28 protein-coding genes are annotated in these 25,026 nt (G+C 66.0%); 17 read left to right on the top strand and 11 right to left on the bottom strand.

The window, feature by feature from the left end:
• The first annotated feature begins 38 nt into the window (after positions 1-38).
• From BDD21_RS14290 to BDD21_RS27850, 11 genes are all read left to right on the top strand, one after another.
• Positions 39-344 carry a hypothetical protein gene (locus BDD21_RS14290; RefSeq protein ID WP_211335059.1) on the top strand — a complete coding sequence of 102 codons (306 nt, stop codon included), beginning with the start codon at positions 39-41 and terminating at the stop codon, positions 342-344.
• Between the two features lie 71 nt (positions 345-415).
• Positions 416-1,246, top strand: coding sequence for a transporter family protein (locus BDD21_RS14285; protein WP_120797716.1), 831 nt, complete (start codon positions 416-418; stop codon positions 1,244-1,246).
• A gap of 222 nt (positions 1,247-1,468) precedes the next feature.
• Positions 1,469-2,284 carry a hypothetical protein gene (locus BDD21_RS14280; RefSeq protein WP_120797715.1) on the top strand — a complete coding sequence of 272 codons (816 nt, stop codon included), beginning with the start codon at positions 1,469-1,471 and terminating at the stop codon, positions 2,282-2,284.
• Between the two features lie 78 nt (positions 2,285-2,362).
• Positions 2,363-2,914, top strand: a complete 552-nt coding sequence (locus BDD21_RS14275; RefSeq protein WP_170164759.1) for a hypothetical protein — start codon at positions 2,363-2,365, stop codon at positions 2,912-2,914.
• 83 nt (positions 2,915-2,997) lie between these two features.
• Entirely contained in the window at positions 2,998-3,564 is a 567-nt protein-coding gene (locus BDD21_RS14270; RefSeq protein WP_147431086.1) for an HdeA/HdeB family chaperone, read from the top strand.
• A gap of 95 nt (positions 3,565-3,659) precedes the next feature.
• Complete coding sequence (locus tag BDD21_RS14265) at positions 3,660-4,172, top strand: hypothetical protein (RefSeq protein ID WP_120797712.1); 513 nt, start codon at positions 3,660-3,662, stop codon at positions 4,170-4,172.
• Positions 4,173-4,210: 38 nt separating this feature from the next.
• Positions 4,211-4,894: a paraquat-inducible protein A gene (locus BDD21_RS14260; protein WP_120797711.1), complete on the top strand. Its 684-nt coding sequence runs from the start codon at positions 4,211-4,213 to the stop codon at positions 4,892-4,894.
• Positions 4,895-4,962: 68 nt separating this feature from the next.
• On the top strand, positions 4,963-5,529 hold the full coding sequence (locus BDD21_RS14255; protein WP_245969602.1) for a paraquat-inducible protein A: 567 nt from the start codon (positions 4,963-4,965) through the stop codon (positions 5,527-5,529).
• Positions 5,522-7,192, top strand: coding sequence for a PqiB family protein (locus BDD21_RS14250; protein ID WP_120797709.1), 1,671 nt, complete (start codon positions 5,522-5,524; stop codon positions 7,190-7,192). The genes BDD21_RS14255 and BDD21_RS14250 overlap by 8 nt, the downstream gene beginning before the upstream one ends.
• 129 nt (positions 7,193-7,321) lie before the next feature.
• Positions 7,322-7,786: a PqiC family protein gene (locus BDD21_RS14245; RefSeq protein WP_245969601.1), complete on the top strand. Its 465-nt coding sequence runs from the start codon at positions 7,322-7,324 to the stop codon at positions 7,784-7,786.
• Positions 7,787-8,305: 519 nt separating this feature from the next.
• The gene (locus tag BDD21_RS27850) at positions 8,306-8,470 is read left to right on the top strand and encodes a hypothetical protein (protein WP_170164758.1); all 165 of its coding nucleotides are present in this window, start codon (positions 8,306-8,308) and stop codon (positions 8,468-8,470) included.
• Between the two features lie 193 nt (positions 8,471-8,663).
• On the opposite strand, the gene BDD21_RS14240 is transcribed toward BDD21_RS27850, so the two are convergent.
• A complete protein-coding gene (locus tag BDD21_RS14240) occupies positions 8,664-9,227 on the bottom strand; it encodes a helix-turn-helix transcriptional regulator (protein WP_281269181.1) in 564 nt (187 codons plus the stop codon).
• A gap of 801 nt (positions 9,228-10,028) precedes the next feature.
• On the opposite strand from BDD21_RS14240, the gene BDD21_RS27845 reads away from it, so the two are divergent.
• Positions 10,029-10,256 carry a heavy-metal-associated domain-containing protein gene (locus BDD21_RS27845; protein ID WP_170164645.1) on the top strand — a complete coding sequence of 76 codons (228 nt, stop codon included), beginning with the start codon at positions 10,029-10,031 and terminating at the stop codon, positions 10,254-10,256.
• On the opposite strand, the gene BDD21_RS29230 is transcribed toward BDD21_RS27845, so the two are convergent.
• The 3 genes from BDD21_RS29230 to BDD21_RS28295 all read right to left on the bottom strand — a co-directional run bounded on the left by BDD21_RS29230 (position 10,159) and on the right by BDD21_RS28295 (position 12,269).
• Complete coding sequence (locus tag BDD21_RS29230) at positions 10,159-10,629, bottom strand: methyltransferase domain-containing protein (RefSeq protein WP_120797708.1); 471 nt, start codon at positions 10,627-10,629, stop codon at positions 10,159-10,161. The genes BDD21_RS27845 and BDD21_RS29230 overlap by 98 nt on opposite strands.
• A gap of 115 nt (positions 10,630-10,744) precedes the next feature.
• Entirely contained in the window at positions 10,745-11,557 is an 813-nt protein-coding gene (gene blaOXA / locus BDD21_RS14225; protein ID WP_120797707.1) for a class D beta-lactamase, read from the bottom strand.
• 238 nt (positions 11,558-11,795) lie between these two features.
• A complete protein-coding gene (locus BDD21_RS28295; RefSeq protein ID WP_211335057.1) occupies positions 11,796-12,269 on the bottom strand; it encodes a hypothetical protein in 474 nt (157 codons plus the stop codon).
• An 86-nt stretch (positions 12,270-12,355) separates the two neighbouring features.
• Between BDD21_RS28295 and BDD21_RS14215 the strand changes: the two genes are divergently transcribed.
• The 3 genes from BDD21_RS14215 to BDD21_RS14205 all read left to right on the top strand — a co-directional run bounded on the left by BDD21_RS14215 (position 12,356) and on the right by BDD21_RS14205 (position 15,571).
• Positions 12,356-13,027: a cysteine hydrolase family protein gene (locus BDD21_RS14215; protein ID WP_120797706.1), complete on the top strand. Its 672-nt coding sequence runs from the start codon at positions 12,356-12,358 to the stop codon at positions 13,025-13,027.
• A 305-nt stretch (positions 13,028-13,332) separates the two neighbouring features.
• Positions 13,333-14,757: a sensor domain-containing diguanylate cyclase gene (locus tag BDD21_RS14210; protein ID WP_170164757.1), complete on the top strand. Its 1,425-nt coding sequence runs from the start codon at positions 13,333-13,335 to the stop codon at positions 14,755-14,757.
• A 253-nt stretch (positions 14,758-15,010) separates the two neighbouring features.
• Positions 15,011-15,571 carry a lipocalin family protein gene (locus BDD21_RS14205; RefSeq protein ID WP_120797704.1) on the top strand — a complete coding sequence of 187 codons (561 nt, stop codon included), beginning with the start codon at positions 15,011-15,013 and terminating at the stop codon, positions 15,569-15,571.
• Positions 15,572-15,618: 47 nt separating this feature from the next.
• Here BDD21_RS14205 and BDD21_RS14200 read toward each other — a convergent pair whose 3' ends face one another.
• Positions 15,619-16,764 (bottom strand): glycosyltransferase family 2 protein, encoded by a 1,146-nt coding sequence (locus tag BDD21_RS14200; RefSeq protein ID WP_120797703.1) that lies wholly within the window; start codon positions 16,762-16,764, stop codon positions 15,619-15,621.
• Positions 16,765-16,993: 229 nt separating this feature from the next.
• Here BDD21_RS14200 and BDD21_RS14195 point away from each other — a divergent pair, with 229 nt between their 5' ends.
• Entirely contained in the window at positions 16,994-18,547 is a 1,554-nt protein-coding gene (locus BDD21_RS14195; RefSeq protein WP_120797702.1) for a glycosyltransferase family 39 protein, read from the top strand.
• 162 nt (positions 18,548-18,709) lie between these two features.
• On the opposite strand, the gene BDD21_RS14190 is transcribed toward BDD21_RS14195, so the two are convergent.
• The 5 genes from BDD21_RS14190 to BDD21_RS14170 all read right to left on the bottom strand — a co-directional run bounded on the left by BDD21_RS14190 (position 18,710) and on the right by BDD21_RS14170 (position 23,744).
• Positions 18,710-19,390, bottom strand: a complete 681-nt coding sequence (locus BDD21_RS14190; RefSeq protein ID WP_120797701.1) for an HNH endonuclease — start codon at positions 19,388-19,390, stop codon at positions 18,710-18,712.
• A gap of 120 nt (positions 19,391-19,510) precedes the next feature.
• Positions 19,511-20,035, bottom strand: a complete 525-nt coding sequence (locus tag BDD21_RS14185; RefSeq protein ID WP_120797700.1) for a TIGR00645 family protein — start codon at positions 20,033-20,035, stop codon at positions 19,511-19,513.
• Between the two features lie 155 nt (positions 20,036-20,190).
• Positions 20,191-21,465, bottom strand: a complete 1,275-nt coding sequence (locus BDD21_RS14180) for a bifunctional alpha/beta hydrolase/OsmC family protein (protein ID WP_120797699.1) — start codon at positions 21,463-21,465, stop codon at positions 20,191-20,193.
• A 216-nt stretch (positions 21,466-21,681) separates the two neighbouring features.
• Positions 21,682-22,509, bottom strand: coding sequence for a ferritin-like domain-containing protein (locus BDD21_RS14175; protein ID WP_120799931.1), 828 nt, complete (start codon positions 22,507-22,509; stop codon positions 21,682-21,684).
• Entirely contained in the window at positions 22,506-23,744 is a 1,239-nt protein-coding gene (locus BDD21_RS14170) for a glycerate kinase type-2 family protein (RefSeq protein ID WP_120797698.1), read from the bottom strand. Before BDD21_RS14170 ends, BDD21_RS14175 begins: the two co-directional genes overlap by 4 nt.
• Before the next feature lie 196 nt (positions 23,745-23,940).
• On the opposite strand from BDD21_RS14170, the gene BDD21_RS14165 reads away from it, so the two are divergent.
• Entirely contained in the window at positions 23,941-24,204 is a 264-nt protein-coding gene (locus BDD21_RS14165; protein WP_120797697.1) for a hypothetical protein, read from the top strand.
• Here BDD21_RS14165 and tsaB read toward each other — a convergent pair.
• Positions 24,188-24,868 (bottom strand): tRNA (adenosine(37)-N6)-threonylcarbamoyltransferase complex dimerization subunit type 1 TsaB, encoded by a 681-nt coding sequence (gene tsaB / locus BDD21_RS14160; RefSeq protein WP_120797696.1) that lies wholly within the window; start codon positions 24,866-24,868, stop codon positions 24,188-24,190. The two genes, BDD21_RS14165 and tsaB, sit on opposite strands and share 17 nt — an antisense overlap.
• Positions 24,869-25,026: the final 158 nt, after the last annotated feature.

Below are 25,026 nucleotides of genomic sequence, written 5' to 3'. Positions count from 1 at the left end.
CGCTGATCTTCGCCGCGGTCGGGGAAGTCGCAACGGGCTTGGCGTTGCTGATCGTTCCCTCGCTCGTCGGGCGGTTGTTGCTGGGCGAGGAACCGACCGGCATCGCCATACCGGTCGCCCGGGTGGCGGGCATCGCCCTGATCGCATTGGGGATAGCCTGCTGGCCGGGCCCTCCGCGGATCGGCATGTTGATCTACAGCGCGACCGTCGCGCTGTATCTCGCCTATGTCGGAGTCGCGCACGGTTTGACCGGCCCGTTGCTATGGCCCGCGGTCGTCCTGCACGCGATCCTGACGGGTTTGCTGGCTTTGCTTTGGTTCCGTGATCGCCCCGGTGCCACTTGATTCCGACCACGGCCGACCCTGGAGTCCCATCCCGCCGGGGCACAAACAAAAGAATGGATAGGGATCGACAGATGACGAATCGAAGCAATGCAAGATGGGCAAAGTGGTTGATCGGCGGTGCCTGCGGGACCGCGCTGCTGGCATCCGGGTCCGCCATGGCGACGATGAGCGCCGAGGAGCTTGCCAAGCTCGCCCAAAACCCGGTCGGCAACCTGATCAGCTTACCGTTCCAGAACAACACCAATCTCAACTTCGGGCCGGAGCGGGGCACCCAGAACATCCTCAACATCCAGCCGGTGATCCCCATCTCGATCAATCAGGACTGGAATATCATCACCCGGACCATCGTCCCGGTCATTTCGATGCCGGACCTCGGACCCGATATCGAGAGCACGACGGGCATCGGCGATACCGTATTCACAGCCTTCCTGTCGCCCGCCAACCCCGGCAAATGGATCTGGGGCGCGGGTCCGGTCGTGCAGTTGCCCACCAACACGGAAGAGGAGTTGGGAAACGGGAACTGGGGCTTGGGACCTTCGTTCGTGATGCTGCATCTGGATCACGGCAGTCCCTGGGTCTATGGCGCACTGGTGAATAATATCTGGGCCCTGACCAACGATAAGCACGGGGGCTACTACAACAACGGCCTGATCCAGCCCTTCCTCAATTACAACTTCAAGGGCGGGTTCTATTTGACGTCAGCGCCGATCCTCACGGTCAATTGGACGGCCGACAGCGATGATCGCTGGACCATTCCGGTCGGCGGCGGCGTGGGTAAGATCTTCCACCTGGGCAAGCTCCCGGTGAATACACAGCTCTCGGCCTACTACAACGCGGTCACGCCGGACGAAGGCGCCGACTGGCAGATCCGCGCTCAGATTCAATTGATGTTTCCGAAATAACGTCAAGGCTCGCGCCGTGACCTGACGTCATCCGTTCGTACGCCAGGCGACTTGCCCCGATCGGCGCAAGTCGTCCTGGGCATGGCCCTCTCACCCTGGCCTGCACCGTTTTGCCGGCCGCGCACCAACGACGCCTCTCGCGGCCCCAACCCCAAGTGGCGTTTCCGAAGTCGGGACGCGACGCTTGGACGTTCTCATACCGAACGGAGTTTCAATCGACACATGATACAGACGACACCCGCCCTTTCGGCACTGGCTCAGGCGACGGCCCTGTGCGTCGGATCGCTGATCGCCATCCCCGCCGTGGCCGAGGTTGACTCCTTTGACGGGAATTGGCGCTTCAGCGTCACTCCCTATCTCTGGCTGCCGAATGTCAACGGCAACTTGGATTATGCCAGCCGCGGCCTGAGCACTGAGATCGGACCCAACGACTATCTGTCGAATCTGCAATTTGCCTTGATGTTGAGCGGGGAAGCGCGCAAGGGGCCCTGGTCGGTCGTCACCGACATCATCTACCTGGACCTGGGCAACCAGGACTCGCGGATTCGCCCCGTCAGCGGAGCCCGCGGCGAACCCTTGCCCATCTCCCTGAATCAGCAGGCCGAGACGAGTCTGAGTGCGACGGTATGGACGCTGGCCGGCGGCTACACCCTGTCCCATGGCGACTGGGGCAATGTCGATCTGCTGGCCGGTTTCCGCTACCTCGGCCTGGATACCGAGTTGACGTGGCAACTCGCGGGCAGCGACGGCCGGCTCGATCGCACCGGCAAGGTCTCCTCGAACAGGGAGCAGTGGGACGGCATCCTGGGGGTCAAAGGCCAGGTCCTGTTCGGGGACACCCGTTGGTTCATGCCCTACTACCTGGATGTGGGCACCGGCTCGTCGAACTGGACCTGGCAGGCCGCCCTGGGGGCCGGTTATCGCTTCGATTGGGGCGACATCACGCTCGCCCTGCGTTCCCTGTCCTATGAGTTCGACGAGGACAATACGGACATCCGTTTTACCGGCCCCGTGCTTGGGGCAACCTTCCGTTGGTAGGGACGCGACAAGACAGCGCCCTGATTGACACCGACACCTGACCCGACCACCCACTGAACCCCTAACTGTGAGACGACGATGACCACGAGAAGACACCTGCTTGCCGCAGCCGCCACGCTGGCGCCCCTGGCCTTGGCCTCGAAGTCTGCGATGGCCGACACGGGTGCGAGCGAGCACAAGAAAACGGGCCATGCGTCCGGCGATAAGGCGGATTTCCTGTTCGTTCAGAATGCTCGATCCATCGTCCATGCGGACGGCCGCCTCACCCTCAAAGGCATCAGTCCAGCCACGGTGATGTTCTCCGACCGCCCGGAGCGCATCGCCGGCCACATGTCCACCGCGCGCTTCGTTCCCTTCTGGAGTGAAGGCGAGGAGAGCTTCCTGCTCGATCCTCCCAACGCGACCCTGTCGTTCCTCGAGAATCGGGAGATGGATGACGTGGTGCTGGTGCTCCAGGAGCCGGAGCTCGTCGGGGATGATCTGAGCTACCAGGTTCGGGTGCTCGAGGGGACGCTTCCCGCCGAAGCGGGACCGGCGTCGCTCTTCATCGACATCATCGGCATGCCCCTGAGCCCGGTGTCCTTCGCCGGCGTGGGCCGCCGCAGCTTCCGCCGTGCCGTGATCTATTGAGGCACAGCCATCAGAATCGGTCGAGATCACCGGTCTGGATCAAGACCCATAACCAGTCAACCCAACCCAAGGTGAACAAAGCGATGCAACAGCAGCAAACTCCCTCCCGTCAATCCGCCCTGAAAGGGGTCTGCTCGGTCCTGGCGTTGACCGCCTGTCTGGCGTTCGGCAGCGTCCAAGCGGCGGACACGGGTCCGCGCACCCACGCCGAAGGCAAGTACGACGCCGCCACCGCGACCTATCGGGTGGTCGAGGGCGATGACCTGTTCGCGATCAGCCAGCGTTTCAAGGTCTCGGTCGATGCACTCAAGGCAGCGAATAAGCTGACCTCCGACGTGGTCAAGACCGGCGAGAAGCTGGTGATTGCATCCGGCGGTGCGCATGCGGGGAAATCCGCCGGCGCGCATGCGTCGTCCCACAAGGTCGACTCCAAGACGACCTGCGAGGAGTTTCTCGTTCTGGAGGAGAGCTTCCAGCCCGAAGCGGTGTCTTGGGCAGTCGCCTACAACGCGAAGGGCGAACCCGAGGCGGAGGCCGTGGATGTAGAGGGCATCGAGACGGTCGTCCCCTTCGTCGTCGAGGAATGCAAGAAGGCACCCAAGGAGACCTTCTGGCAGAAGGCCAAGGCGGAGATGAAGAAGCTCGACTAAGCTCCAGGTCGATCCGGTTGATGCCCGCTCCGCACGCGCGGAGCGGGCGACCTGAACAACGCCGGGACGCCCGCCCGGCAGGACCCCCGGACACCATGAACAACGTTGTCACCAAGGTTAAAGAAGAGCTCTTGGCGATCCTGCCGCCGACGCTCTATTTCTTCGTCGCCCTGCACCTGGTGCTGGTGATCCGCGTCTTGATGCTCGAGGGGACCGGCATCAAGGTCACGACCTCGGTCTCGATCGCGCTTGCGGCCCTGATCCTCGGCAAGGCGGTGCTGATCGCCGACTTGCTGCCCATCATCAATCGCTTTCCCGACAAGCCGCTGGTCTACAACGTGCTCTGGAAGACGCTGCTGTATCAGATGGTTGCCGCGGCGGTGCACTATGCGGAGCGTCTCGTCGACTTCGCTCGGCAAGCAGGCGGTGTGGTCGCAGGCAACGAGAAACTGCTCGCCGAGATCGTCTGGCCGCATTTCTGGGCCATTCAGATCCTGCTTTTCCTGCTGATTCTGATGTACTGCACCCTGCACGAACTGGTGCGCCTGATCGGCAAGGACAAGGCCAAGCAGCTGTTCTTCGGGCCCTTGCCGAGCCCTCCTCATTGAGATCCGAGTTTGAGATCCGATAGGGCAGCACTCCACCCATGGCCCGAATACACCCGACCGCCGACATCGTTGCCTGCCCGGGTTGCGACCTGCTTCAAAGGCTGCCGCCCGTCCCGCCGGGTGCCCGGGCGCGCTGCCCGCGCTGCGGCGAGGTTCTGGCCGCTCCGCCGATGGATCCCATCGAGCGGCCTCTGGCCCTCGCCGTTGCGGCGACGATCACCTTCGCGGTCGCTCAGGCGACCCCGCTGATGAGTCTTTCGGCCGTCGGACGGTCCGCGCAGACCACCATCATCGGCGGTGCGCTGGAAATGTGGACCCAGGGTCAGCCGATCACGGCGACGCTCGTGTTGATCTGTACGACGCTCGCCCCGGCGGCCTATCTCACCCTGGTCTGCACCCTCTTGCTGGCCGTGCGCCGACCGCCCGCGCCTTCGTGGGCCGGTGCCCTCTTGCGTCTTGCGGGCCACGCGCGCGCTTGGTCTTTGCCCGAGGTCATGCTGCTCGGCATCCTGGTCGCGCTGGTGAAGATCGCCGATCTGGCCACCGTGGACCCCGGGGTCGGGCTCTTCGCGACAGGTGCCTTGCTCGCGTTGCTGGCTGGCCTGGCCACCAGCTTCGACCCGCGGACCATTTGGGATCGCGTCGCTTGGTCCACGCAGGACACGCCTCGCGGTTCCGGCGCATCAGCTGCGAACGGAACCGGCGGAACGACTGCCCGATGACAGGGGCGTTATTCACCGCCGCTCGCCGAGGGTTGATCTCATGCAGTGCATGCGGACTTTTGGTGCGGATGGATGCTCCTGCCGAGGCGGGTTTCTGCCCGCGCTGCGGCGCCCGGCTCCACCGGCGACACCCGGATTCCATCCAGCGGAGTTGGGCGTTAGGGGTCGCCGCCGCCGTCTGTTTCGTCCCGGCCAATGTTCTCCCCGTGATGGTCACCGACGCGTTCGGCTCCTCCAAGCCCGACACCATCCTGGGCGGTGTCGTGTTCCTTTATGGCTCGGGCTCCTGGCCGCTGGCCCTGATCGTGCTGGTCGCGAGCTTCATGATCCCGCTGGGCAAGCTGCTCTCCCTGGGCTGGCTGCTGATCGCAATCCGGCGCGGTATCCGCGGCGGGGAGCGACAGCGTATGCGGCTGCATCGGATCGTCAGGGCGGTCGGTCCCTGGTCGATGCTGGACGTCTTCGTCGCGACCTTTACGGTTGCCTTGGTCCAGCTCGATCCACTCATGTCCGTCGAGCCCGGGCTTGGGGTCTTGTTCTTTGCCGCGGTCGTGGTGCTGACCATGCTCGCTGCGGACTCCCTGGATCCCCGACTTCTCTGGGATCGCAACGAGATCGAGCCCTGTCATGTCTGAGCCGACGACGACCGACGATCTGCCCCTGGCCAGCCTCGAGCCGCCGCGTCGAAGCCGGGCCTCGGTCGTCTGGATCATCCCGCTCCTCGCCGCCGCGGTGGCCATCGGGATCGCGGTCCAGCGCATCCTGACCGAGGGGCCCACCATCACCCTCCTGTTCCAAACGGCCGCGGGGGTTCAAGCGGGCAAGACCGTGGTCAAGTTCAAGGACGTGGACATCGGTCATGTCACTGCGGTTCGGCTCGCCGACCGATTCTCCAAGGTCGAGCTGACGGTCAAGATGGATCGCAGCGCGGCCGGTCTCCTGGTGGAGGACACCCGCTTCTGGATCGTGGAGCCGCGGGTCACCCTGAGCGGGGTGTCGGGGCTCGGCACGCTGATCTCGGGCAACTATATCGGGCTCCAGCCGGGTAACTCGACCAAGGAGCAGCGTCGCTTCGTCGGGCTCGATGCCGCCCCGGCGATCACCGATCAGCCCGGCCGGCGCTTCGTCCTGAAGGCGTCCGACCTGGGCTCCATCGGGCTCGGCTCCCCGCTGTACTTTCGCCGTCTCAAGGTGGGCGAAGTGGTCGCCTACGCGCTGGCGGCGGACGGCTCCGGGGTCGACATCAGCGTGTTCGTCTTTACCCCGTACGAGCAATATGTGACGCCCGAGACTCGGTTCTGGGATGCGAGCGGCATCGATGTCTCGCTCAGCGCGGAAGGATTCGATGTGCGCACCCAGTCCTTGGTGTCGCTGCTCGCCGGCGGGGTGGCCTTCGACGTGCCGAGCTTCGTCACGGCGACCGGGCCGGCGGGGGAGGGCAGCGTGTTCACGCTCTTCGGCAGCCAGACGAACGCCCTGAAGCAACCCGATCCGGTCGCGCGCCGCTACGTCATCTACACCGACACGCTCGACGGGCTCCAGGTCGGCGCGCCGGTGAAGCTCCTAGGGATCAGGGCCGGCGAGGTCGCCGAGATCGGCCTGGCGGTGGATCCCGAGACCCGCGCCTTCCGCCCCCGCCTGCTCATCACCTTCTTCCCCGAGCGGTTGGTCACCCAGCTCACGCCGGGGCAACAGGAGCTGGGCCGGGCGCTGGTGAATGCCGGGGAGGACGAGCGGATCAAGCTGATTCGGCACCAGATCGAAGACCTGGGGCTGCGGGTGCAGCTGCGGACCGGCAATCTGCTCACCGGCGAGCGCTATGTCGCCCTGGACTACCAGCCCAAGGCGCCCAAGGCGGACATGGACTGGACCCGGGATCCCCTGGAGTTACCGGTGACCCCCGGCGGGCTCGCGGACCTCGAGTCCAAGGCTAGCGGCATCCTGGACCAGCTGCACGACATCCTCGCCAAGGTCGAGGAGTTGCCGCTCGAACCCATCGGCCGGAAGCTCGACAGCTCGCTCGAGAACCTGGACCGGCTGCTCGCGAACGCCGACACCGAAACCCTGCCCGAGCTCAATAAGACCATGGCCGCGCTGCGGGGCGCCGTAGTGGTCGCGGAGCGGGTCCTCGAGGACACCGACGAGAGTCTGCTGAGCAGAAACAGCGCAGCCCAGCAAGAGCTCAGCGCCGCCCTGATCGAGATCACCCGAGCGGCGCGGGCGGTGCGGGTCTTGAGCGACTATCTGGAACGCAACCCGCAGGCGCTGATTCGCGGTAAGGGGAAGGGGAACCAATGATTAACCGCCTCGCTTGTGTAGCACTCATCTGCGCCTCGCTGATCGGGTGCGCCTCGACGCCGGCCCGCTTCTACACCCTCGGCGCCAACCTGCCACCGGGCGCCCAGGGCCCCCAGCATCGCCGTGGTCGTGGGACCCGTCGCCATCCCGGCCCAGGTGGATCGGCCGCAGATGGTGATCGCCGAGGCCCCCAACCGGGTCCGCCTGGAGGAGTACAACCGCTGTGCCTCGCCCCTGGCGGACGCCATTGCCGCGGCGGTCGCGGAGAACCTGGCGACCCGACTCGGCACCCCGAGGGTGACCTTGTTCCCCGATCGAACGGCTGGGGATTCCGTCTACCGTGTCACTATCGAGGTACAGCAGTTCGACTCCGCCCTCGGCGAAGCCGCCACCCCGGGGGCGGTGTGGACGGTGCGCCGGGCCGAGGACGGACGGAACGCGACCGGGCGCACCCGCGTGCGGAAACCCGCGGACGGGCCCGGATACGACGATCTCGCCGCCGCTCACGGCCGGGCGCTGGCGACCATGAGTCAAGACATCGCCAGCGCGCTGGAGGCGTTGCATCGACCAGTACCGGCTAACCCGGCGAGCTAGGGCTGGGCTTGAGAAATCCCGAGACCATTCTCGGCACTCAAGGCGCAAGAGGTTCGAGCGCGACAGAGTCGGTGACAGCGTCGGGTCTTTCCTGTTCCCGTAGGGCCAGACGAATCGAAACGGCCGTCTGCTAAACTCGCCACAGCGGGCGCTCGCGCGCGTGCGCGAATGCCAGATCCGGGTCGCGACTTGTCACGCGTTGAACCGCGAGCGACTGTCCGGTATCAGGATCGATGAGTCACTCGCTTCCGGTTGATGGGAGACGGCTCCTCTCCTCGACCAATCGCTCCCGCGATCAGCTCAGCCGTTCCGGCCCCGATCGACCTTGCCGCAATGGCGAGTGCCGGCGGCCGGGCGGCCCGCGCCCCGCCAATCTACAGAATCACGGTGGTGCAGTGGTGCAGACGAGCATGAGCCGCAAAGGATGCCATCACCGACCGACAACCCGATAACCGCGCCCGGCGCAGGAGTGACACGGATCCCGCCCGCGTCGCGGACATTGCCAACCCCGAGGTCGTCATGCGTCTCGCCCACCGTCTGGTTCTGGCCCTGCTGATCGTCGTCGTGGACACCGCGGCCTTCGCAGTCCCGCTTGCAGCACTGCTGCTCGCGTACGTTCTACTCGCGCGTCCCCCCTGGTTCCTGAACTGGGTGGATCGGCTCTATCGCGGGGTCCCGCGGTAGGTGTCGTGTGCTCACGTGGTGCGGCGCAGGTCGAACTTGGGGGCGCCGCCAGCGCCTATGTTCGGTCGGAGTGCAACCCGTATCGAAGAGCGAAATGGTCCTGCGGCATCAATCTCAACGGATGGTTCGGCGTCGATGCCTCATCGTTTCGTATGGACTGCGAGGCGGTGTTCTCTCCGCATGGGGCCGGCATTCACCTCCGGGAGGTCGTTCGGCGCCAAGTCCCCGGAGGCAGGCCGACCAAGCGTTTGAAGGCGCGCGAGAAGGCGGCTTCCGACTCATAGCCCACGTCCACGGCGATGGATGCGACGGAGCCATTGGTCTCCCGCAGGAGGCGCGACGCGACCTGGATCCGCCAGTTGGCCAGGTAATGCATCGGCGGCTGGGCCAGGAACTGCATGAACCGCTCATGCAGCGCCGAGCGCGACAGGCCGACCGCGCGCCCGAGCTCATCGATCGCCCAGGGGCGTTCGGGCTGCTCGTGCAACAGGGCAAGGGCGCGTCCGACATAGCGGTCCCGCAGGCCGGCCAACCACCCGGTGGCGTCCTCCGGCAGGCCGTCCAGATAGCGCCGCGCGGTATCGACGAACATCATCTCCGCCAGCCGTTCGAGCACGGCATCCGCGCCGGGGCGATGCTCGGTCGACTCTTGGGCGGCCTGGTCGATGACGCGCGCGACCCAGCCACCGGTGCGGGCCGCCGGCAGGTGCAGCAGGCGCGGCAATCTCCCGAGCGGGGGGCGCTTCGGCCGCCCAATCGTCCCAGTTGCTCACGTAGTAGAAGACCGCGCCGCGCAGACGAACGGCACGCAGCAGGTCGGAGAGGGTATCTCGACTCATTGCTCTGCTCCGGTCGGAAAGGCGCAGCCAGCAGTTGGCGACCTCGGATCGGGCCGCCCAACGGCGGACGCACGAGCAAAATTGTAGGACTTTCAGTGAAGCCGCAACAGGCGGTCGGCGAAAGAATGGCCTCGTCGGAACCCGGTGATCGCCACGCGGAGCCGGGCCGACAGCAGCCGAACGTCCCCGTCCACCGGAGATCGATCATGAACGCACCCTTTGCGCTTTCCCCGTCCATCCAATCCACCGCCCGGTCCATCCCCGTTCCGCCTACGGTCCGACGCACAAGGCATTCGCGGCCCTGGACGGCGAAGGACAGGCGCGGCTCCACGCCGATCTGACGGGACTGCTCGAATCCCGCAACATCGCCGGGCCGGGCTCGCTGGTGATTCCCGGGGAATACCTCGAGGCCGTGATCACCCGCCGCTGACGGACGAAGAATGCGCGATGCAACCGCCCAGACTGATCGAGGAGACGTCTCAACCACCCGGGCCGCGACGGCGGAGGCTGCTCGCGGCCGAGGTGGACGGACCGGCACCGCTGGCACGCCGACCTCCAGAACGGCCGATGGGCGTGCTGCGGCGGTGCGTGGCGAATGGTCGCGGTCGGCTCCGGAAAAACCGTAGAATCTTACTGGGAGAATTCCGGGAACATCGACTACCTTCAATATGGTGGCCTAGCGGACCACGAAAAGCGAAAGACCCGACGAGGAACAAGACATGTATACCGGCGACATCGTGATTCACATCGACGAGGAGCTCGACAACGACCGCATCTACGAGCTGGAGCGGCAGATCGCAGCCGAGCACGGGGTCTACAGTGCCTGCATGCACGAGAAGAGACGCCATCTCATGGTCGTGGACTTCGACGCGATGCAAGTGCGGCCGAGTCGGATCGTCGACTCCGTTCGAGCCCGGGGGCTGCATGCGGAGATGATCGGTTTATAACGCCCACAGGCGATCGCGGGGATATCCCCGGCGCCTCGTCCGGCAGGTGGCGAGAAGGCGGCTGTCTCGGGTCGTCTCGACCTGTATCGAGAAAGCCGGCATCGAGCAGGTCGCGCGGCAGGTTCCGACCGATCCAGGGGTTGGTGAAGGCTCGCGCCCAGCGTGCTTGAATGATGCCCGTCACCTCGCGCAGGGTGCTGCTCAGGGCAATGCTACCCCAGTCGTTGTCGTAGGCCAGCAGGCGGCCGCCGGTGCGCAGAACGCGTGCGATCTCGCGGATCACCCGTTCCGGTTGGCCGATGTGTTGATAGACCGCCGAGCGGGTGCTCGCATCGACATCGGGGAAGCCGGTTGCAAGATCGTCGTCCGACATCGGCGGTTGGGCGCAGGGCTCGGGGCAGGATCGGGAGCATCCATCATCCCGCAAACGGCGCCGGTCGTCGCCGGACGTTCAGCTCTCCTTCACGCGCCGAATCCCGAGCAGCGCATCAGTCGATGCGTTGGATGGCGGACGCGGCCTCGGGCGATGCAGTGATCCCCTTCGCCTGCAATCCTACGCGGACGAGTGCCTGACGCAAGGGCAGATCGGCAGCACCGCGGGTGTCCATGTTCAGGGCGAAGATCCAGGTGTCCTTGGGCGTCTCGACATACCCGACGTACCAGCCGATCTGCGGCGTGGCACGCGCGGCCCAACCGGTCTTCGCGAACAGACGGTGCTGCTCGGTCGTCTCGGCGAGCATGACCCGACGCAGGCCCTCGTGGCTGGAGTCCCGATACGGCAAGGTGCGCAGAATCACCCGACGCAGGAATTCGACCTGCTCCAAGGCACTGATGGTGAGGGTGCCGTCGAGCCAGAAGGCAACGGCGTCGATCGGCTCCGCCAGCTCGCCGTAGCCCACGCGCGCGAGGTGGCTGCGGTAGCGCTCGGCGCCGATCTGTCGGGCCAGGCTCTGATAGCACCAGACGCACGACGCAGCAAAGGCACTGGCGAGGGTGTGATCGCGATTCCAGTCGGGCATGTCGTGCAGACGCCCGTTCCATGGAATCAGGGCATCGGGTCCCGCGATGACGTCCTCCTCCAGGGCGATCAGGGTGTTGAGGATCTTGAAGGTCGAGGCCGTCGGGAACCGTTGCGCGGCACGCGGGGCGTTGTGCACATGCACCGGATCGCCGTCGAGGTCGGCGATGACGAGGGTACCGTCGACGCCGGCTGCGGCGAACAGCGAGGCGAGGTCGGCGTCCTCGGCGTGACCGGGCGTGGCGATGAAGAGCGCCGCGAGCAAGAGAAGAAGCGGTGGCATCGGGAGATCCGGGTTCGGGTGAGCAACGGCGCGCGGACACCGGCCGGGCGCGGTGCGGGATCGGAATGCCTAGAGGTTGCTGCGGCGACCTGCCGCGAGTGCCACGACGACCCAATGGTACATGATTTGGCGGAGGTCTTCGGAGCCTTGCGGGTGCTGGCCAGGGTGACCGCCCGCCGCCAGATGGACAGCACAGCAACGGTCATGGTCGAAACGGCACGAGACGCCGTAAGCGAGATCATCCGCAAGCTGACCGCTGCGCATCCGGCACCAGCGCGATCTGCTTTCGGCCCGTGGGGGACTCCTCGCACCCGGTGCCGAGCAGGGCGGCCGAGAGCAGGAGCGGCACGAGGAGGAAGCGCAACGGATGGGGGCGGCGGATGGGCATGGCGCGACGTCGGCGATACGGGCTCGAGGGGTATGGTCGCAGATCGAGCGCCGCGGAAGAGTGCTGTCGGATGACGGCGCGGCAGTGCCGGGTTCTCGTCCGGAACTTCAGACGATGCTCGCGGCTTCGGTGAGTGGCGCGTGCATTGGATTCCTGTGAAATGCCGCATTCCACATGTGCTGGCTGCTCCTGATGTGTTGTGGTCGCGCTCTCGGCGCATGCCGGGTTCCGCGCCTCGCCGTCGTCGACGCGCGCGACGATGCCGGGACGGTGGCCGGTGGAGCCGATCGGGCTCTCGACGGGAGCAACGCGTGCGTGGATCATCGGCTCCGCCCGCCCGCCGGACCGCCGGCCCGTGCTCGGCTCTGCCGCGCGATCCGCCCGCCGATCCCGTCACCCGGAGAACCCCGATGCGCTGGAAGACCGCTTACCGCTCCTTCTACTACGCGCAGGCGCCCGAGCCCGCGGACCTGGTGCTGGATCCCGCCGAGACGGCGCTGCTGTGCATCGACGTGCAGAACCTCTACCTGGAGATCCCGGCGGACCCGGACGAGGCCGCACGCTGGTTCCCCTTCCATCGGCGCATGCGCGAGATCGTCATCCCGACCACCCGCGCCCTGCAGGACGCCTTCCGCGCGAAGGGCATGGACGTGATCCACGCGCGCATCGCCTGCCAACTCGAGGACGGGCGGGACCGCTCGCTCAGCCAGAAGAAGCCGGGCTGGAACGCCCTGCTCTTGCCCAAGGACAGCGCGGCGAGTCAACTGGTCCCGGAGCTGGCGCCGCACCCCGGTGAGATCGTGGTGACCAAGACCACCGACAGTGCCTTGACCGGGACCAACCTGCGTCTGATCCTCGCGAACCTGGGTATCCGCAACGTCGTGCTGACCGGGATCTTCACCGATCAATGCGTTTCCTCCACGGTGCGCAGTCTCGCCGACGAGAGCTTCAACGTCATCGTGGTCGAGGACGGCTGCGCGGCCGGCACCGACGAGCTGCACCGGCGCGAGCTGGAGATCATCAACATGATCTACTGTCAGGTGCTCGGCAGCGTGGAGCTGCGGGAGATCATGGGGCTGTGAGGACGCGCGGTCATGGGCTCGCGCGGGCCTCTTCATCTCATTGCGGCGAGGACACGAGGTCGCCTTTCTTAGGACACACGGTCCGCCGCTCGCCGGGCTCCAGCAGATCCTGTCGGACCGCTGCGATCGGCGGAGCGGACTACGCCGGACGCGGCGTGACGGCCGCAGCCGGAGAGCGCGGCGACGGCGTCGGTCGCGACCTGCCGGGTGCCGGAGCCGACGGCACCGCGGGTACAATCATGAGGGCGGAGGGGACTTCGTGTCGGATTCCCCGGACCCGGGAGATGGCGGGGGGGGAGACTGTGATGGATGCGCCGGACGAGACCCACGACACGCCGAGCGTGAGCGAGCAGGCGCGGCAACAGGCCGAGGAGCGCCTGCAGGCCAGCGAGTCACGCTGTCGTCTGCTGGCGGAGAACGCATCGGATGTCATCTGGACCATGTCGTTGGACGGTCGGATCACCTACGTCAGTCCGTCGGTGGAGCGACTGCGCGGCTTCACACCGGAAGAGGCCATGCAGCAGCCGCTCGAGGAGATCCTGACGCCGCCGTCCGCGGCGATCACGTTGGACTACTTCTCGCGCTTGGAGGGTTTGCTTCAAACCGGACGCCCTCCGGAGCGGGCGCGCAACGAGCTGGAATATCGCTGCAAGGACGGCTCGACCATCTGGTGCGATGTCCACGTCTTGCCGGTGTACAGCGCGGACGGGATCCCGGTGGAGTTGCTCGGGGTGTCGCGGGACATCACCGCCGTGAAACGGGGCGAGAGCGCGGCAAAGCGTAGCGAGGAGCGCATCCGCACGATGCTGCAGGATCTGCCGGTCGCTATCGCGGTGGCGAGCTTGGAGCCGGACCAACGGATTCTCTACCGCAATACCGCATTCGATCGGCTGTTCGGCTGGACGCCGCAGGAGATCCCCACCCACGCGGATTGGTTCGTGCGGGCCTATCCCGAGGAGGCGTATCGCCGCGCCGTGCTCGACCGATGGAATGCGGCGATCGCCCTGGCGGCCGAGCAGCAGGGGCAGGTGACGCCGCACGAGTTTCGCGTGACGAGCCGTGACGGGCGGGTCAAGGATGTCGTCATCGGCGGCACGGTTCTCGACGACCGACTGATCTGCTCCTTCGCCGACGTGAGCGAGCGCAAACGCTTTGAGGCGGAGCTGGTCCAGGCGCGGGATGCGGCTGAAACGGCGAATCGCGCGCTGCGCAAGGCCAATGCGGAGCTTCAACGCGTCGCCGTCACGGACCGCCTCACCGGCATCCGGAACCGGGCCTATTTCGAGGAGGCGGTCGCGGCGCAGATTGCACGCGCTGCACGTTACGACGTGCCGGTCTCGCTGCTGTTGCTCGATCTCGATTGCTTCAAGGCGATCAACGACACCCACGGCCATCTCGTCGGCGACCGGGTCTTGATTGAATTGACCCGTCTGATCGGCGGCCATCTGCGCGAGGTCGACGTCCTGGCCCGTTGGGGCGGGGAGGAGTTCGTGATCCTGATGCCGCACTGCGGGGCGCGCGAGGCGGTGCATGCGGCGGAGAAGCTCCGGTCATTGGTGGCGGACCGAGTCTTCCCCGAGGTCGGCACGGTCACCGTGAGTGTCGGCGTGGCCGAATACCGGCTTCACGAAAGCGACGATGCCTGGATCAAGCGCGCCGACGATGCACTCTACGCGGCCAAGGCCGGTGGCAGAAACCGCGTTTGTCTTGCCGATCGGGAGATGGGATGAGCGCCGATTCGAGTGAGTTCGACCTTTGGAGCATCCGCAGCCCTTGGCAGGGACGCGGTTTCGCCTGGCGTCTCGTATATCCTCGGCGCGATGCGGGATCGGTAGCGCGCGATGCCCTGAGCGCGTCCGCCGCGCCGGGCACCCCCTGCGGTCCGGCGCTGCCCGTCTCGCCAAAAGAGGCGCGTCCGAGCGGGCCATGATGCCTCGACGAACGAGCGAACCACGCCGACATCCACCCGACCCGGTACCCGCGATGAACCCTCGACCGTCACTGCTCGCGCTTCTCCTCCTGCTCCCGATCCTGCTGACGGGGGGCTGCACCGGCGTGCCGGAGGGCATCGCGCCGGTGCGGGGCTTCGACGCCGAGCGCTACCTCGGCACCTGGCACGAGATCGCCCGTCTGGACCACCGCTTCGAGCGCGGACTGGAACAGGTGACCGCCACCTACAGCCGGCGCGAAGACGGGGGTCTTGCCGTGCTCAACCGGGGTTACGACCCCGCCAAGGAGGTCTGGAAGAGCGCCGAGGGGCGCGCCTACTTCCGGTCCACACCGGACATCGCCAGCCTCAAGGTCAGTTTCTTCGGCCCCTTCTACGGCGGTTACCACGTCTTCGCGCTGGATCCGGAGTACCGCTGGGCGATGATCTCGGGGCCGACGCGGGCGTATTTCTGGATCCTGGCCCGGCAACCGCAACTGCCCGCCGAGCTCCTGAGGGATCTGATCGCCAAGGCCCGGGCGGCCGGCTTCGAGACCGACGCGTTGATCTTTCCCCCGCCGAGCGTCGCGCCAGCCATGACTGCCAGCCCCGGATGAGGAGCGGTGCCGGACAACGGCTGGCTGCATCTCGCTCTGGACGCGGTTTAGGTCGCCCGCGGCCTCTTCCAGGTATAAACGGCGGTCACCGCATAGTTCCAAACCGCACCGACCAGGATCCCGGCGAGCGCCGAGAGGAACCAGCCCGAGTGCCCGCCTTGGAAGAGATAGTTGGCGATGCCGACATTGGCCAGCGCACCGACGCTGCAGGCGGCCACGAAGGAGAGCCAGCCCCAGATCAACTGCCGGCCGCGCAGGCGCATGTCGCGGTAAGTCAGGATATTGTTCAGGAAGAAGTTGCTGGTCATGGCGACCAGCGTCGCGGCGGTCTGACTGATCAGGAAGGCGCCAGTGCCGAGAAGCGTCAGCATGGGCCAGAGCACGGCCATGTGCACGAAGACACCGAGGCCGCCGATCGCCGAGAAGGCGATGAAGCGCACCGGGATGACCGGGCCGATCAGCTTCTGGGTGAGCATCAGTAGGTATTCCCAGAGAACCGCGTTGTCGAGCTTGCTGCTGCCGGACTCGCGCGCGCGAAAGGTGAAGGGCAGCTCGCGAAACCGCAGGGGTTGCTCGGCTTCGGCGAAGATGTCGAGCAGGATCTTGAAGCCGACGCCGCTGAGACGCCGCACGCACCCCTGGACGACCGATGCACGCACCAGAAAGAATCCGCTCATCGGGTCCTGAAGGTCTGCATGGATCAGGTATTGGCCGATCCGGGTCGCGAACCGGCTCATGGACTGGCGCCGGGCATTCCAGTCTCCCATGCCCCCGCCGGAGACGTAGCGGCTGCCGACCACGATGTCCAGGTTCTCGGCCTTGATCACCTCGAGCATCTTGGGCAAGAGGGTCTCGTCGTGCTGGAGGTCGCCGTCCATCACCGCCAGAAAGGGCGCGGCGCTCGACATCATGCCTTCGATACAGGCCGACGAGAGCCCACGTCGGCCGATACGCTGAACCAGCCTGACACGCGGATCCTGTCGTGCAATCGCGCGGATCCGATCGGAGGTCCCGTCGGGCGAATCGTCATCGACGAAAACCAGCTCCCAGGCGATCCCCTGCAGCACCGCGTCGACCCGCCGGACGACCTCGTCCACCATGTCCGCCTCTTGATAGGTCGGGACGATGACGGCCAACTCGGGCGGGCGGCAGTGGTGTTGAGGCATCGGCTGATCCGAGATGCTGTTGGCCATGGGCGGAGGTTCGGTTCGTCGAGGGAAGGAACGTGCGGGGCAAGGCTTTGAAGTAGACTGCCGCCCGCGGCTGCGGACGCGGACGCCCTAACGGTGACGAGACGGCAGACCCAGGCTCCGAAGAGCGCTTATTCTAACGCGATCACGTCCCCGCCACCTCGACCGATCGCGGCCCGGATTCAGAGCCGCCGAATCCGCCGAGTCAGACAACGTAGTGAGTCACGAGACCATGGAAACGACCCGAGGCATCGATACACCCCGTCAGGCGTGGGGCCTGTTGCTGGCCTTGATCGCGGCTATGACCGCTTGGCGACTGGGCGTCGCCGCGATCCTGCCGGTCACGCAGGACGAGGCGTATTACTTCGACTGGGCACATAGCCTCGCCTGGGGGTATTTCGATCATCCGCCGGGTGTGGCGCTGCTCGGGATCGGCACCTGGTTCGCCCCGGGGTCCGCATTCGCGGCACGCGCGGGGACACTGATCGCAAGCGCAGTGACGCTGCTCATCCTTGCACGCTTCTTCCGCAACTGCGGCCTCACGGCGCCGCGCGATCTGGCTTTGGCCCTGGTACTGGTCTTCGCGACCATTCCCGGATTCGCCGGCGGCGTCATCACCACGCCCGACACGGTGTTGGGTCTGGCATGGGCATTGGCCCTGCACGAGAGCGAGCGCGCGCTTGCCGGCCAGCGTCGACGCTGGCTCACCGCCGGAGCAGCCGTCGGTCTCGGTCTGCTGGGGAAATACACCATGGTCCTGATCGGGCCTGTGCTGCTCTTGGCCATCCTCTTCAGCGACCCGCGCGCACTGCGCACGCGCTGGCCTTACCTCGGCGGACTGGTCGCCCTCCTGATCTTCGCGCCGAACATCCTCTGGAATCAACAGAACGAGTGGCTGACCATGCGCTTTCAGTTCGGCCACGGATTCTCGACCGAGGTCGGTGCGCTGCCGGTCGGCGCGCCCGGTGCCATCGAGCACCTCGGCCCCCAATCGGTCGGTGAACGCCTCGGCAGCCTCGTGGGATATCTCGGGACCCAGCTCGCGTTTTGGGGACTGATCGCGATCCCCCTACTCCTTGCGCCTTTCATCAACCGGGCACGAGTCAACAGGCCGAGCCATGAGATAGCCGCGACACTCGCCCGTCACGCCAAGCCGCTGCTGTGGGCAGCGACACTCTTCCCCTTGGGCTTCTTCGCCCTGGTCGCGACCGGCAGCGAGGTGGAACCGAATTGGCCCGCCGTCTATTTGATCTCGGCAGCGCCCTTGGCGGCGTTGCTGCTGCGCAATCTGCGTCCCTGGGCCATCGCCGCCGCACTGGCCAATCTGCTGCTTCTGAGTCTCTATGCGATCCATGCGGCGACTGCGGCACTGCCGCTCGGCGACAGTCAGAATCGCGTCCTGCGCGAGACCCATGGGTTTCGGGAGTTGGCCGGGATTGTCGGTACGCTCGAAGAGCCTGTCTATGCCGACCGGTATCAGACGACGGCGATGCTGCGCTTTTACGCGCCAGACTCGGCAGGCATCACGACCCAATGGCCCGGCCTCACCCGACCTTCCGAGTACCTGCGGGGACGGATCGCACCGCGATTGGATCCGGAATCCGTCGACGCACCCTTCTGGCTGGTCTCCGGATTCGGCGCGCCGCCGGCCATCGCCGGATTTCGCGCCGATTTCCACCGCAGGCTCTTCGATTGCGCCGGGCAGCCGCTGAGCGAAGGCGCGGAAGCGCCCTGCCCGCGCCCGTTGCACACTTGGAATCTTTACCGCTATCTGCCGGAGGGGTGAGGAAAGCGGTCGGGAGAGGCGCACGACGGACCTTCGCGCCGGCGTTGTTCGTACTCCGGCCAACGTGGCGCGGAGCGCCAAGGGAGGCGTGACACCGCCGGAGCGGTGTCACGAGTATCTCGGGAGAGCGGGTGGCCAGTTCCAAGAGCCGGCCTCGAGCATCTAACCCGAAGCACGCGACTGCAGCATTTCACGGACCTCGTCGATCGAGCGTGTACATCCTCCGAGATGGATGATTGCATGACAGTTCGGGCAGACAGGCCGAAGGTCGGTAATGGGGTCCACGGCATATCGGGCACCTATCTCGGATAAGGGTGTGAGATGGTGCACTTGGATAAAGCCCTCCGCGACCGGGCCGAACGACGCCAGGAAATCGAACCGACAAATGACGCAAGAACACCCATAGTGTTCGATGCAACATTGGCGAGCGGCAGGATCACGTTCGTAGGCGTTGACCGTCACGCGGCGTTTGGCACCCTCGAAAAATGTCGAGCTATCGGTCAATTCCCCCGGCCAAGAAAATGCTTTTGCGATAATGGCCTGACACTCAAGCAGATGGCTTTGCCGATCAACGCCGGCATATTGCGACAGTTCGGCCCAGTTGGTCCGCCTGCCGGTCTCGCCGGTCGGGCGTCCCGTCAGCCTGCGTTGCGTAGGATTTCGACTGATCCCTGCGTCGTCGCACATCGCGGCGATGTTCTGAATCTTCATGCTGATCGACGAGCGACTGCGTGACTGCAGCGCATGAATAGTCTCGATACCTCCGATCTCGGCGATACCATATCGCGCCGCGTAAATGCAAAGCACGATTTCATCTCGGGTAAAGGGTTTGCGAGTTGCCATCGACGTCTTTCGTTCCCCGCCGAACGCGTTCACATCGGACCTTCTAGCCCGCCGGAGCGCAATGCGGTTCGCGGGCTTACCGCATCCGACAGGTTGGGTGATCGAAGCGGTTTAGATCGATCAATGATCGTCTCCGCGATTGCTCGCCTTATCGGCCGAGATCCGGTCCATCATCGCAAACAAAAGCCCGGAGACGACGAAGGTCATGTGGATGCCGACCTTCCAGGCCAGCTCCTCGTTCGTCAGGCGATCAACGTACATGAATGCCTTGAGGAGCTCGATGCCGGAGATGGCGACGATGGAGCCGATGAGCTTCATCTTCAGCTCGGCGAAGCCGACATGCCCCATCCAGTTGGGACGATCCTCATGATTCCCGGTATCGATTCGGGAGACGAAGTTCTCGTAGCCGGCGAGCACGATAATGAGCACGAGGTTGGCGATCATCACGACGTCGATCAGGGAGAGCAGCCCGATAATCACCTCGCCGGCCTCGGCGGTGAAGACGAGCGGGACGAAATGGATGAACTCCTTGACGAACTTGACCAGCAGGAGCGCGATGGCCAAGACCAGCCCCAGATAGAAGGGCGCAAGCAGCCAACGGCTGCTGAAGATCACCAATTCCAGAAATCGTTCGATCTGTTTCATGTCGAGGTTCCGGTTTGCCTTCGAGCCGCTGAGGTTGAGTCCGGCGCTTGCGAGCCAAAGGCGAGCGACGGAGCGGGCGGGATGCTACGCGGGCGCGGCCGCCTCTTCAACGGCGTTCGTTCGGTCGAACCTCGTGCCTCGGCTTGAGCCTCCGCTCAGGGGGCCGGCGGCTCCTCCTCGAACCCGATCCGCACCTGCGTACAAGCGGCAAGCGTGCGATAGACCGGGCTTCGTGCGGCGATCTCGAGCAGGCGAGTGCGCTCCTCGGCCGTCAAGGCGCCGAGGATGTTCAGATGCACCTCGACGCGCTCGAGCCTGCTCGCGTGATCGGCCGCGTGGTCGCCCTCGTGCTCACAGCTGCGGCAGTCCGTGCCGTGAACCCGCTCTTGGCTCAGACGGACCTCGACGTCGTCCAACGCAAGCCCCTGGTGCCTGGCGTAGGTCCGCACCGTCATGGAGATGCAGGCGCCGAGCGACATCAAGAGCAGATCGTAGGGTGTAGGACCCAGATCCGAGCCGCCGACCGACTTGGGCTCGTCGGCTAGCCATTGATGGCGATGGGTGTAGAGCCCGCGCTGGAAACGGGTATCGAGTTCGGTGACCAGGACCTCTTTCTCGGCCACGCGAGGAGCGGTCCCGATGCTCTGCTCGAAGCCGTGCTTGCCGAGCCCAAGATAGCGGCTCGCCCAAGCAACCAGGGTTTCGGCGACATACTCGGCATCTTCGCGATTGGCGAGCATATGGTCGGCCTTGTCGAGCGAGATGAAGCTCTTGGGATGCCGCGCCGCCTGGAAGATCTTGCCGGCCTCCCCGATGGAGACGATGGTGTCGAGCGGCGAATGGAAGACCAGAAGGGCGCGGTTGAGGTGGCGGATGTGGTCCGCCGAGGCGTATTGATCCAGGTCGTCGAGCAGCTGCTTGCGGATGCGGAAGCGCCGCTGCCCGATCTGCACCTCGGCCTCGCCCGTCTCCTCCAACTGGCCGCGCGCCCCGCTGAGGAGGTGCTGGACATGCGAGGCGGTCGCCGGGGATGCGATCGTCACCACTGCCTCGACGGACGGAAGCGCATGCACCGCCGCCAGCACCGCCGCACCGCCCAAACTGTGTCCGATCAGCAGCGCCGGGGCCTCGTACTCCTCCTCCAGCTTGCGCGCCGCGGCGAGCAGGTCGGCGACGTTCGATGAAAAATTGGTGTTGGCGAAATCGCCGTCGCTGTTGCCGAGCCCGGTGAAGTCGAAGCGCAGCACGGCGATCCCGCGCGCGGCCAAGGCCCGACTGATGCGGGTTGCGGCGGCGATGTCTTTGCTGCAGGTAAAGCAGTGCGCGAAGAGGGCGTAACGGGCCGTCGGCACGCGATCCGGAGGGGTCTCGAGCAGGCCGACCAGCGTGTGCCCCTCGGGATTGGGAAATTCGAGCTTGATACGTGCCATGCCAGTTCCTCTCGTTGGAGATCCGTCAGTCCGGGGAAAGCCTCCAGCTTCCAGCCGCCGGCCGCCAGCTTTTTTTGTTCATCAAATGGATAGCGTTGTGGCGGGCCGGACGATTCCAGACCCGATCGGGTGGACAAGCGCGGTAGGGTGGACAAGCGCAGCGCAGTCCACCAGCGCCGGCGCGGGGTTCGGTGGACTGCGCTGCGCTTGTCCACCCTACGGCTTGTCTCCCGCCCGACACAGCGCCTGCAGACGATCGAGCTCGACCTCGTCGAAGCCGGCCTCGCGACGGGCCGGGAGGTTGAGCGGACAGCGGACCTCGGCGCGCATGTACTCTCCCAGAAGATCGAAATAGAGCGGACCGGGGTCGAGTCCGCGCTCCTCGCACAGCCGTTTGAACCAACACGAGCCGACAGCCACATGGCCGACCTCCTCGCGCAGGATGACCCCCAGACAGGCCGCCGTTTCCGGGTCTCCCGCCGCCTCGAAGCGCGCGATCATCCCGGGCGTCACATCCAGACCGCGCGCTTCCAGGACGCGCGGAACCAAGGCCATGCGCACCAAGGGGTCGTGGGCGGTCGCGCGCGCCATCTCCCAGAGACCGTCATGGGCGGGGAAATCGCCGTAGTCGTATCCGAGATCCCGAAGTCGGCTGCGCATCAGGCCGAAGTGCTCGGCCTCTTCGGCCGCGACCTGGATCCAGTCGTCATAAAACTCCGTCGGCATCGCGCGGAAACGCTGTACCGCATCCCAGGCGAGGTTGATGGCGTTGAACTCGATATGCGCGACGGCGTGGATCATGGCCGCACGGCCCTCGCGGCTCGTGAGCTTGCGTGCCTTGAGCGCACGCGGCGGAACCAGCTCGGGCCGCTCCGGACGCCCGGGCAGATCCCGGACGGGGGCCGCGTCGACGGCATCCGCACGTAGACACCCGGACCGCCAGTGCTCGGCCGCCATCTGTGTCGCGGCCTGCTTGCGGGCCGGATCCGGCTCGCCGAGACAGGCGGCTGCCGCATCGAAGAGATTGCCGTGCACATGCGTCATCCGCGCCACCCCAAAATCAGATCCATCACGTTGGTCCCCGTCGGTCCGGTGCGGATCAGGTCGCCGCTCGCTTCGAGCAGGGTGCCTGAATCCGCGCGTTGCAGCCCGTCCGCGGCGTCGAGGCCGGCGTCCCGGATGCGCTCCAGTGTAGCGCCGTCGACCAAGGCCCCGGCGTCGTCGGTCGGGCCATCGGTTCCGTCGGTCCCCGCGCTCAACAAGGCGGCATCGGATTGACCGGCAAGCTCGATCGCCGCGGCTAGCGCAAGATGTTGATTGCGACCGCCCCGCCCGGGCGAATCCGGCAGACGCAGCGTCGTCTCCCCGCCCGCAATCGAGAGGCCCGGCGGGCCGTCCAGCAAGGCACGCGCAAGTCGTCGACCGGCAAGCCCGGCATCGCCGTCGACCGGCTGCGGATCGAGCCGGACCGCGACACCCGCACGACGCCCGGCGTCGGCCGCAGCGGACTTGGCGGTGTCCAGCGTCGCGACCAGCTCAATGCGCGGACTGCGCGCCGGCAGCGGACCCCGCTCCGCCAGCCCGCGCTCGACCCAAGCCGAGAGCCATTTCGGCAGATCAAGCGCCGCAATTGCCTCGGCCAAACCGACCTCGGGAACCAGCAACCCGGAGCCGATCACGCCCGGATCATCCCCCGGCACATCCGAGATCGCCAACACACGGGACGGCCGGTCGCCGAGGGCGCCCAGCAGCCCACCGCCCTTGATCCGAGAGACCGACTTGCGCACCCGATTCACCGCGTCGATCGGCAGGCCGCTGCCGAGCAGCCATTGGTTCATGCACCGCAGATCGGCCAGATCCAACCCGGCGGTCGGGACCTCGACCAGACTCGAGGCCCCGCCGGAGAGGAGGACGAGTACCTCGGTCTGCGGCGACATCTCGCCAAGCGCGCAGAGCAAACGCCGGCCGGCCGCCAGACTTCCCGCATCCGGCACGGGATGACCGCCGAGCAGGCATTCGATCTCGACCCCGGCGAAGACCGCGGGATCCAGATGACCCGGCTTGGTGATCAGCAGGCCGCCGGCAATTCGCGGACCCAGTGCATCGCAGGCACCCAGCGCCATGGACTGCGCGGCCTTGCCGATCGCACAGATCCACACCGGACCGTCCAAGGGTCGCGCGGCGAGCGCCTGCTCGACGACCGTACGCCCGTCCACCGCGCGCAGGGCCGCGGCAAGGACATCGAGCAACAGTCGACGCGCAGAGGCGACGTCAGTCATCGAAACCGACCCGTGAGGCAGCCTGGAAAACGGCAAGCCAAGCCTTCAAATTGACAAACCTCAATGCGATCGAGCGAAAAGACATGTCTAAGTGGCAGCAAGAAAAGAATCCGCCAGGAAGAAAAGGGATGTAGACGGCCGAAGACCGAGAACAACAAGGACACCCCACTGAACCCTATTCGAACGAGTCCAACCCATGAAGCTGTGCCCGAAATGCAGTCGCTCCCCGTTGCCCTTCGTCATGGTCATGCTGATTTCCAGCGTTCTGGCCTTTATCACCTGGCTCGTGCTGGGGCTCTCCCAGGTCGAGCCGACGCTCAGGCTAGCCGCCGGCGCGGCGGTCTTCCTCGCCGTCGGCGCAACGCTGCTGCACTATGTCCTTAGTTGTCTCAAGCGCCACTGTCGGCACGATCAGGAACGTCAACGGGTCCACGGCCAGACCTTCAGCCGTCCCGCGTAACGCGATCCCGCAGATAGACAGGTGCCGCCAACTCGGGCGGCACCGCATGTCCCGCGGCAAGGGCAGCGGCGCCGAGCACGGCGAGATCCCGAGCCTCGCAGATCGCCTCGCCGGCAGCGGCATTCGGGGCCACACCGGTTCGCGCGGCAAGCTCGGCACCGTAAACGGACCAGCCCGGCCCGACACCGAACCATCCCTCGCCGTCCGGTGCCTCGACCGCCTCCGGCGGGCACACCCGCTCCTCGCAGCGGGCCACGGCCAAGCCGCGGTCGTCGATCTGGAAACATCCCCAGTAGACCTCGCCCATCCGCGCATCCAGTGCCACCAGGAGACGCCGTTCACCGCTGCGGCGAAACGCCCCCTGCGCGATCGCCGCCAAGGTCGAGACCGGCACGAGCGGCAACCCGGCGCCGAACGCGGCCCCCTGCGCGACGGCGACCGCGATCCGCACCCCCGTGAAGGAACCGGGGCCGCGTGCGAAGGCGATCGCGTCCAGTGCGTCGAGACGCGTCCCGGCAGTCTCCAGCACCTGCTGCATCATGCCCAGGATCAGTTCGCCGTGTCGACGCGGAGCGGTTTCGAGCACCTGCTCGATGCGCTCGCCCGAGAGCAGGGCCGCCGAGCAGGCGTCGCCCGAGGTATCGATCGCGAGGAGAGTCGTCATGGGTCAGGAAGGGAATCGCTTCAACCTAAGGAATGCTTGGTTGCGATTCTATACGGAGTCGGCGCCGAGCTGCGGATATCCGATCGACCCGCGGTGCTCGAAATACGGTGATTTCCGGGAATAGTCATCCCGACTGCGAGTGCCTGGAAGGCATCGAG

Origin of the sequence: Thiocapsa rosea, assembly GCF_003634315.1 — a bacterium.
Lineage (GTDB): Bacteria > Pseudomonadota > Gammaproteobacteria > Chromatiales > Chromatiaceae > Thiocapsa > Thiocapsa rosea.
This window is presented reverse-complemented; position numbering and strand designations above follow the sequence as displayed.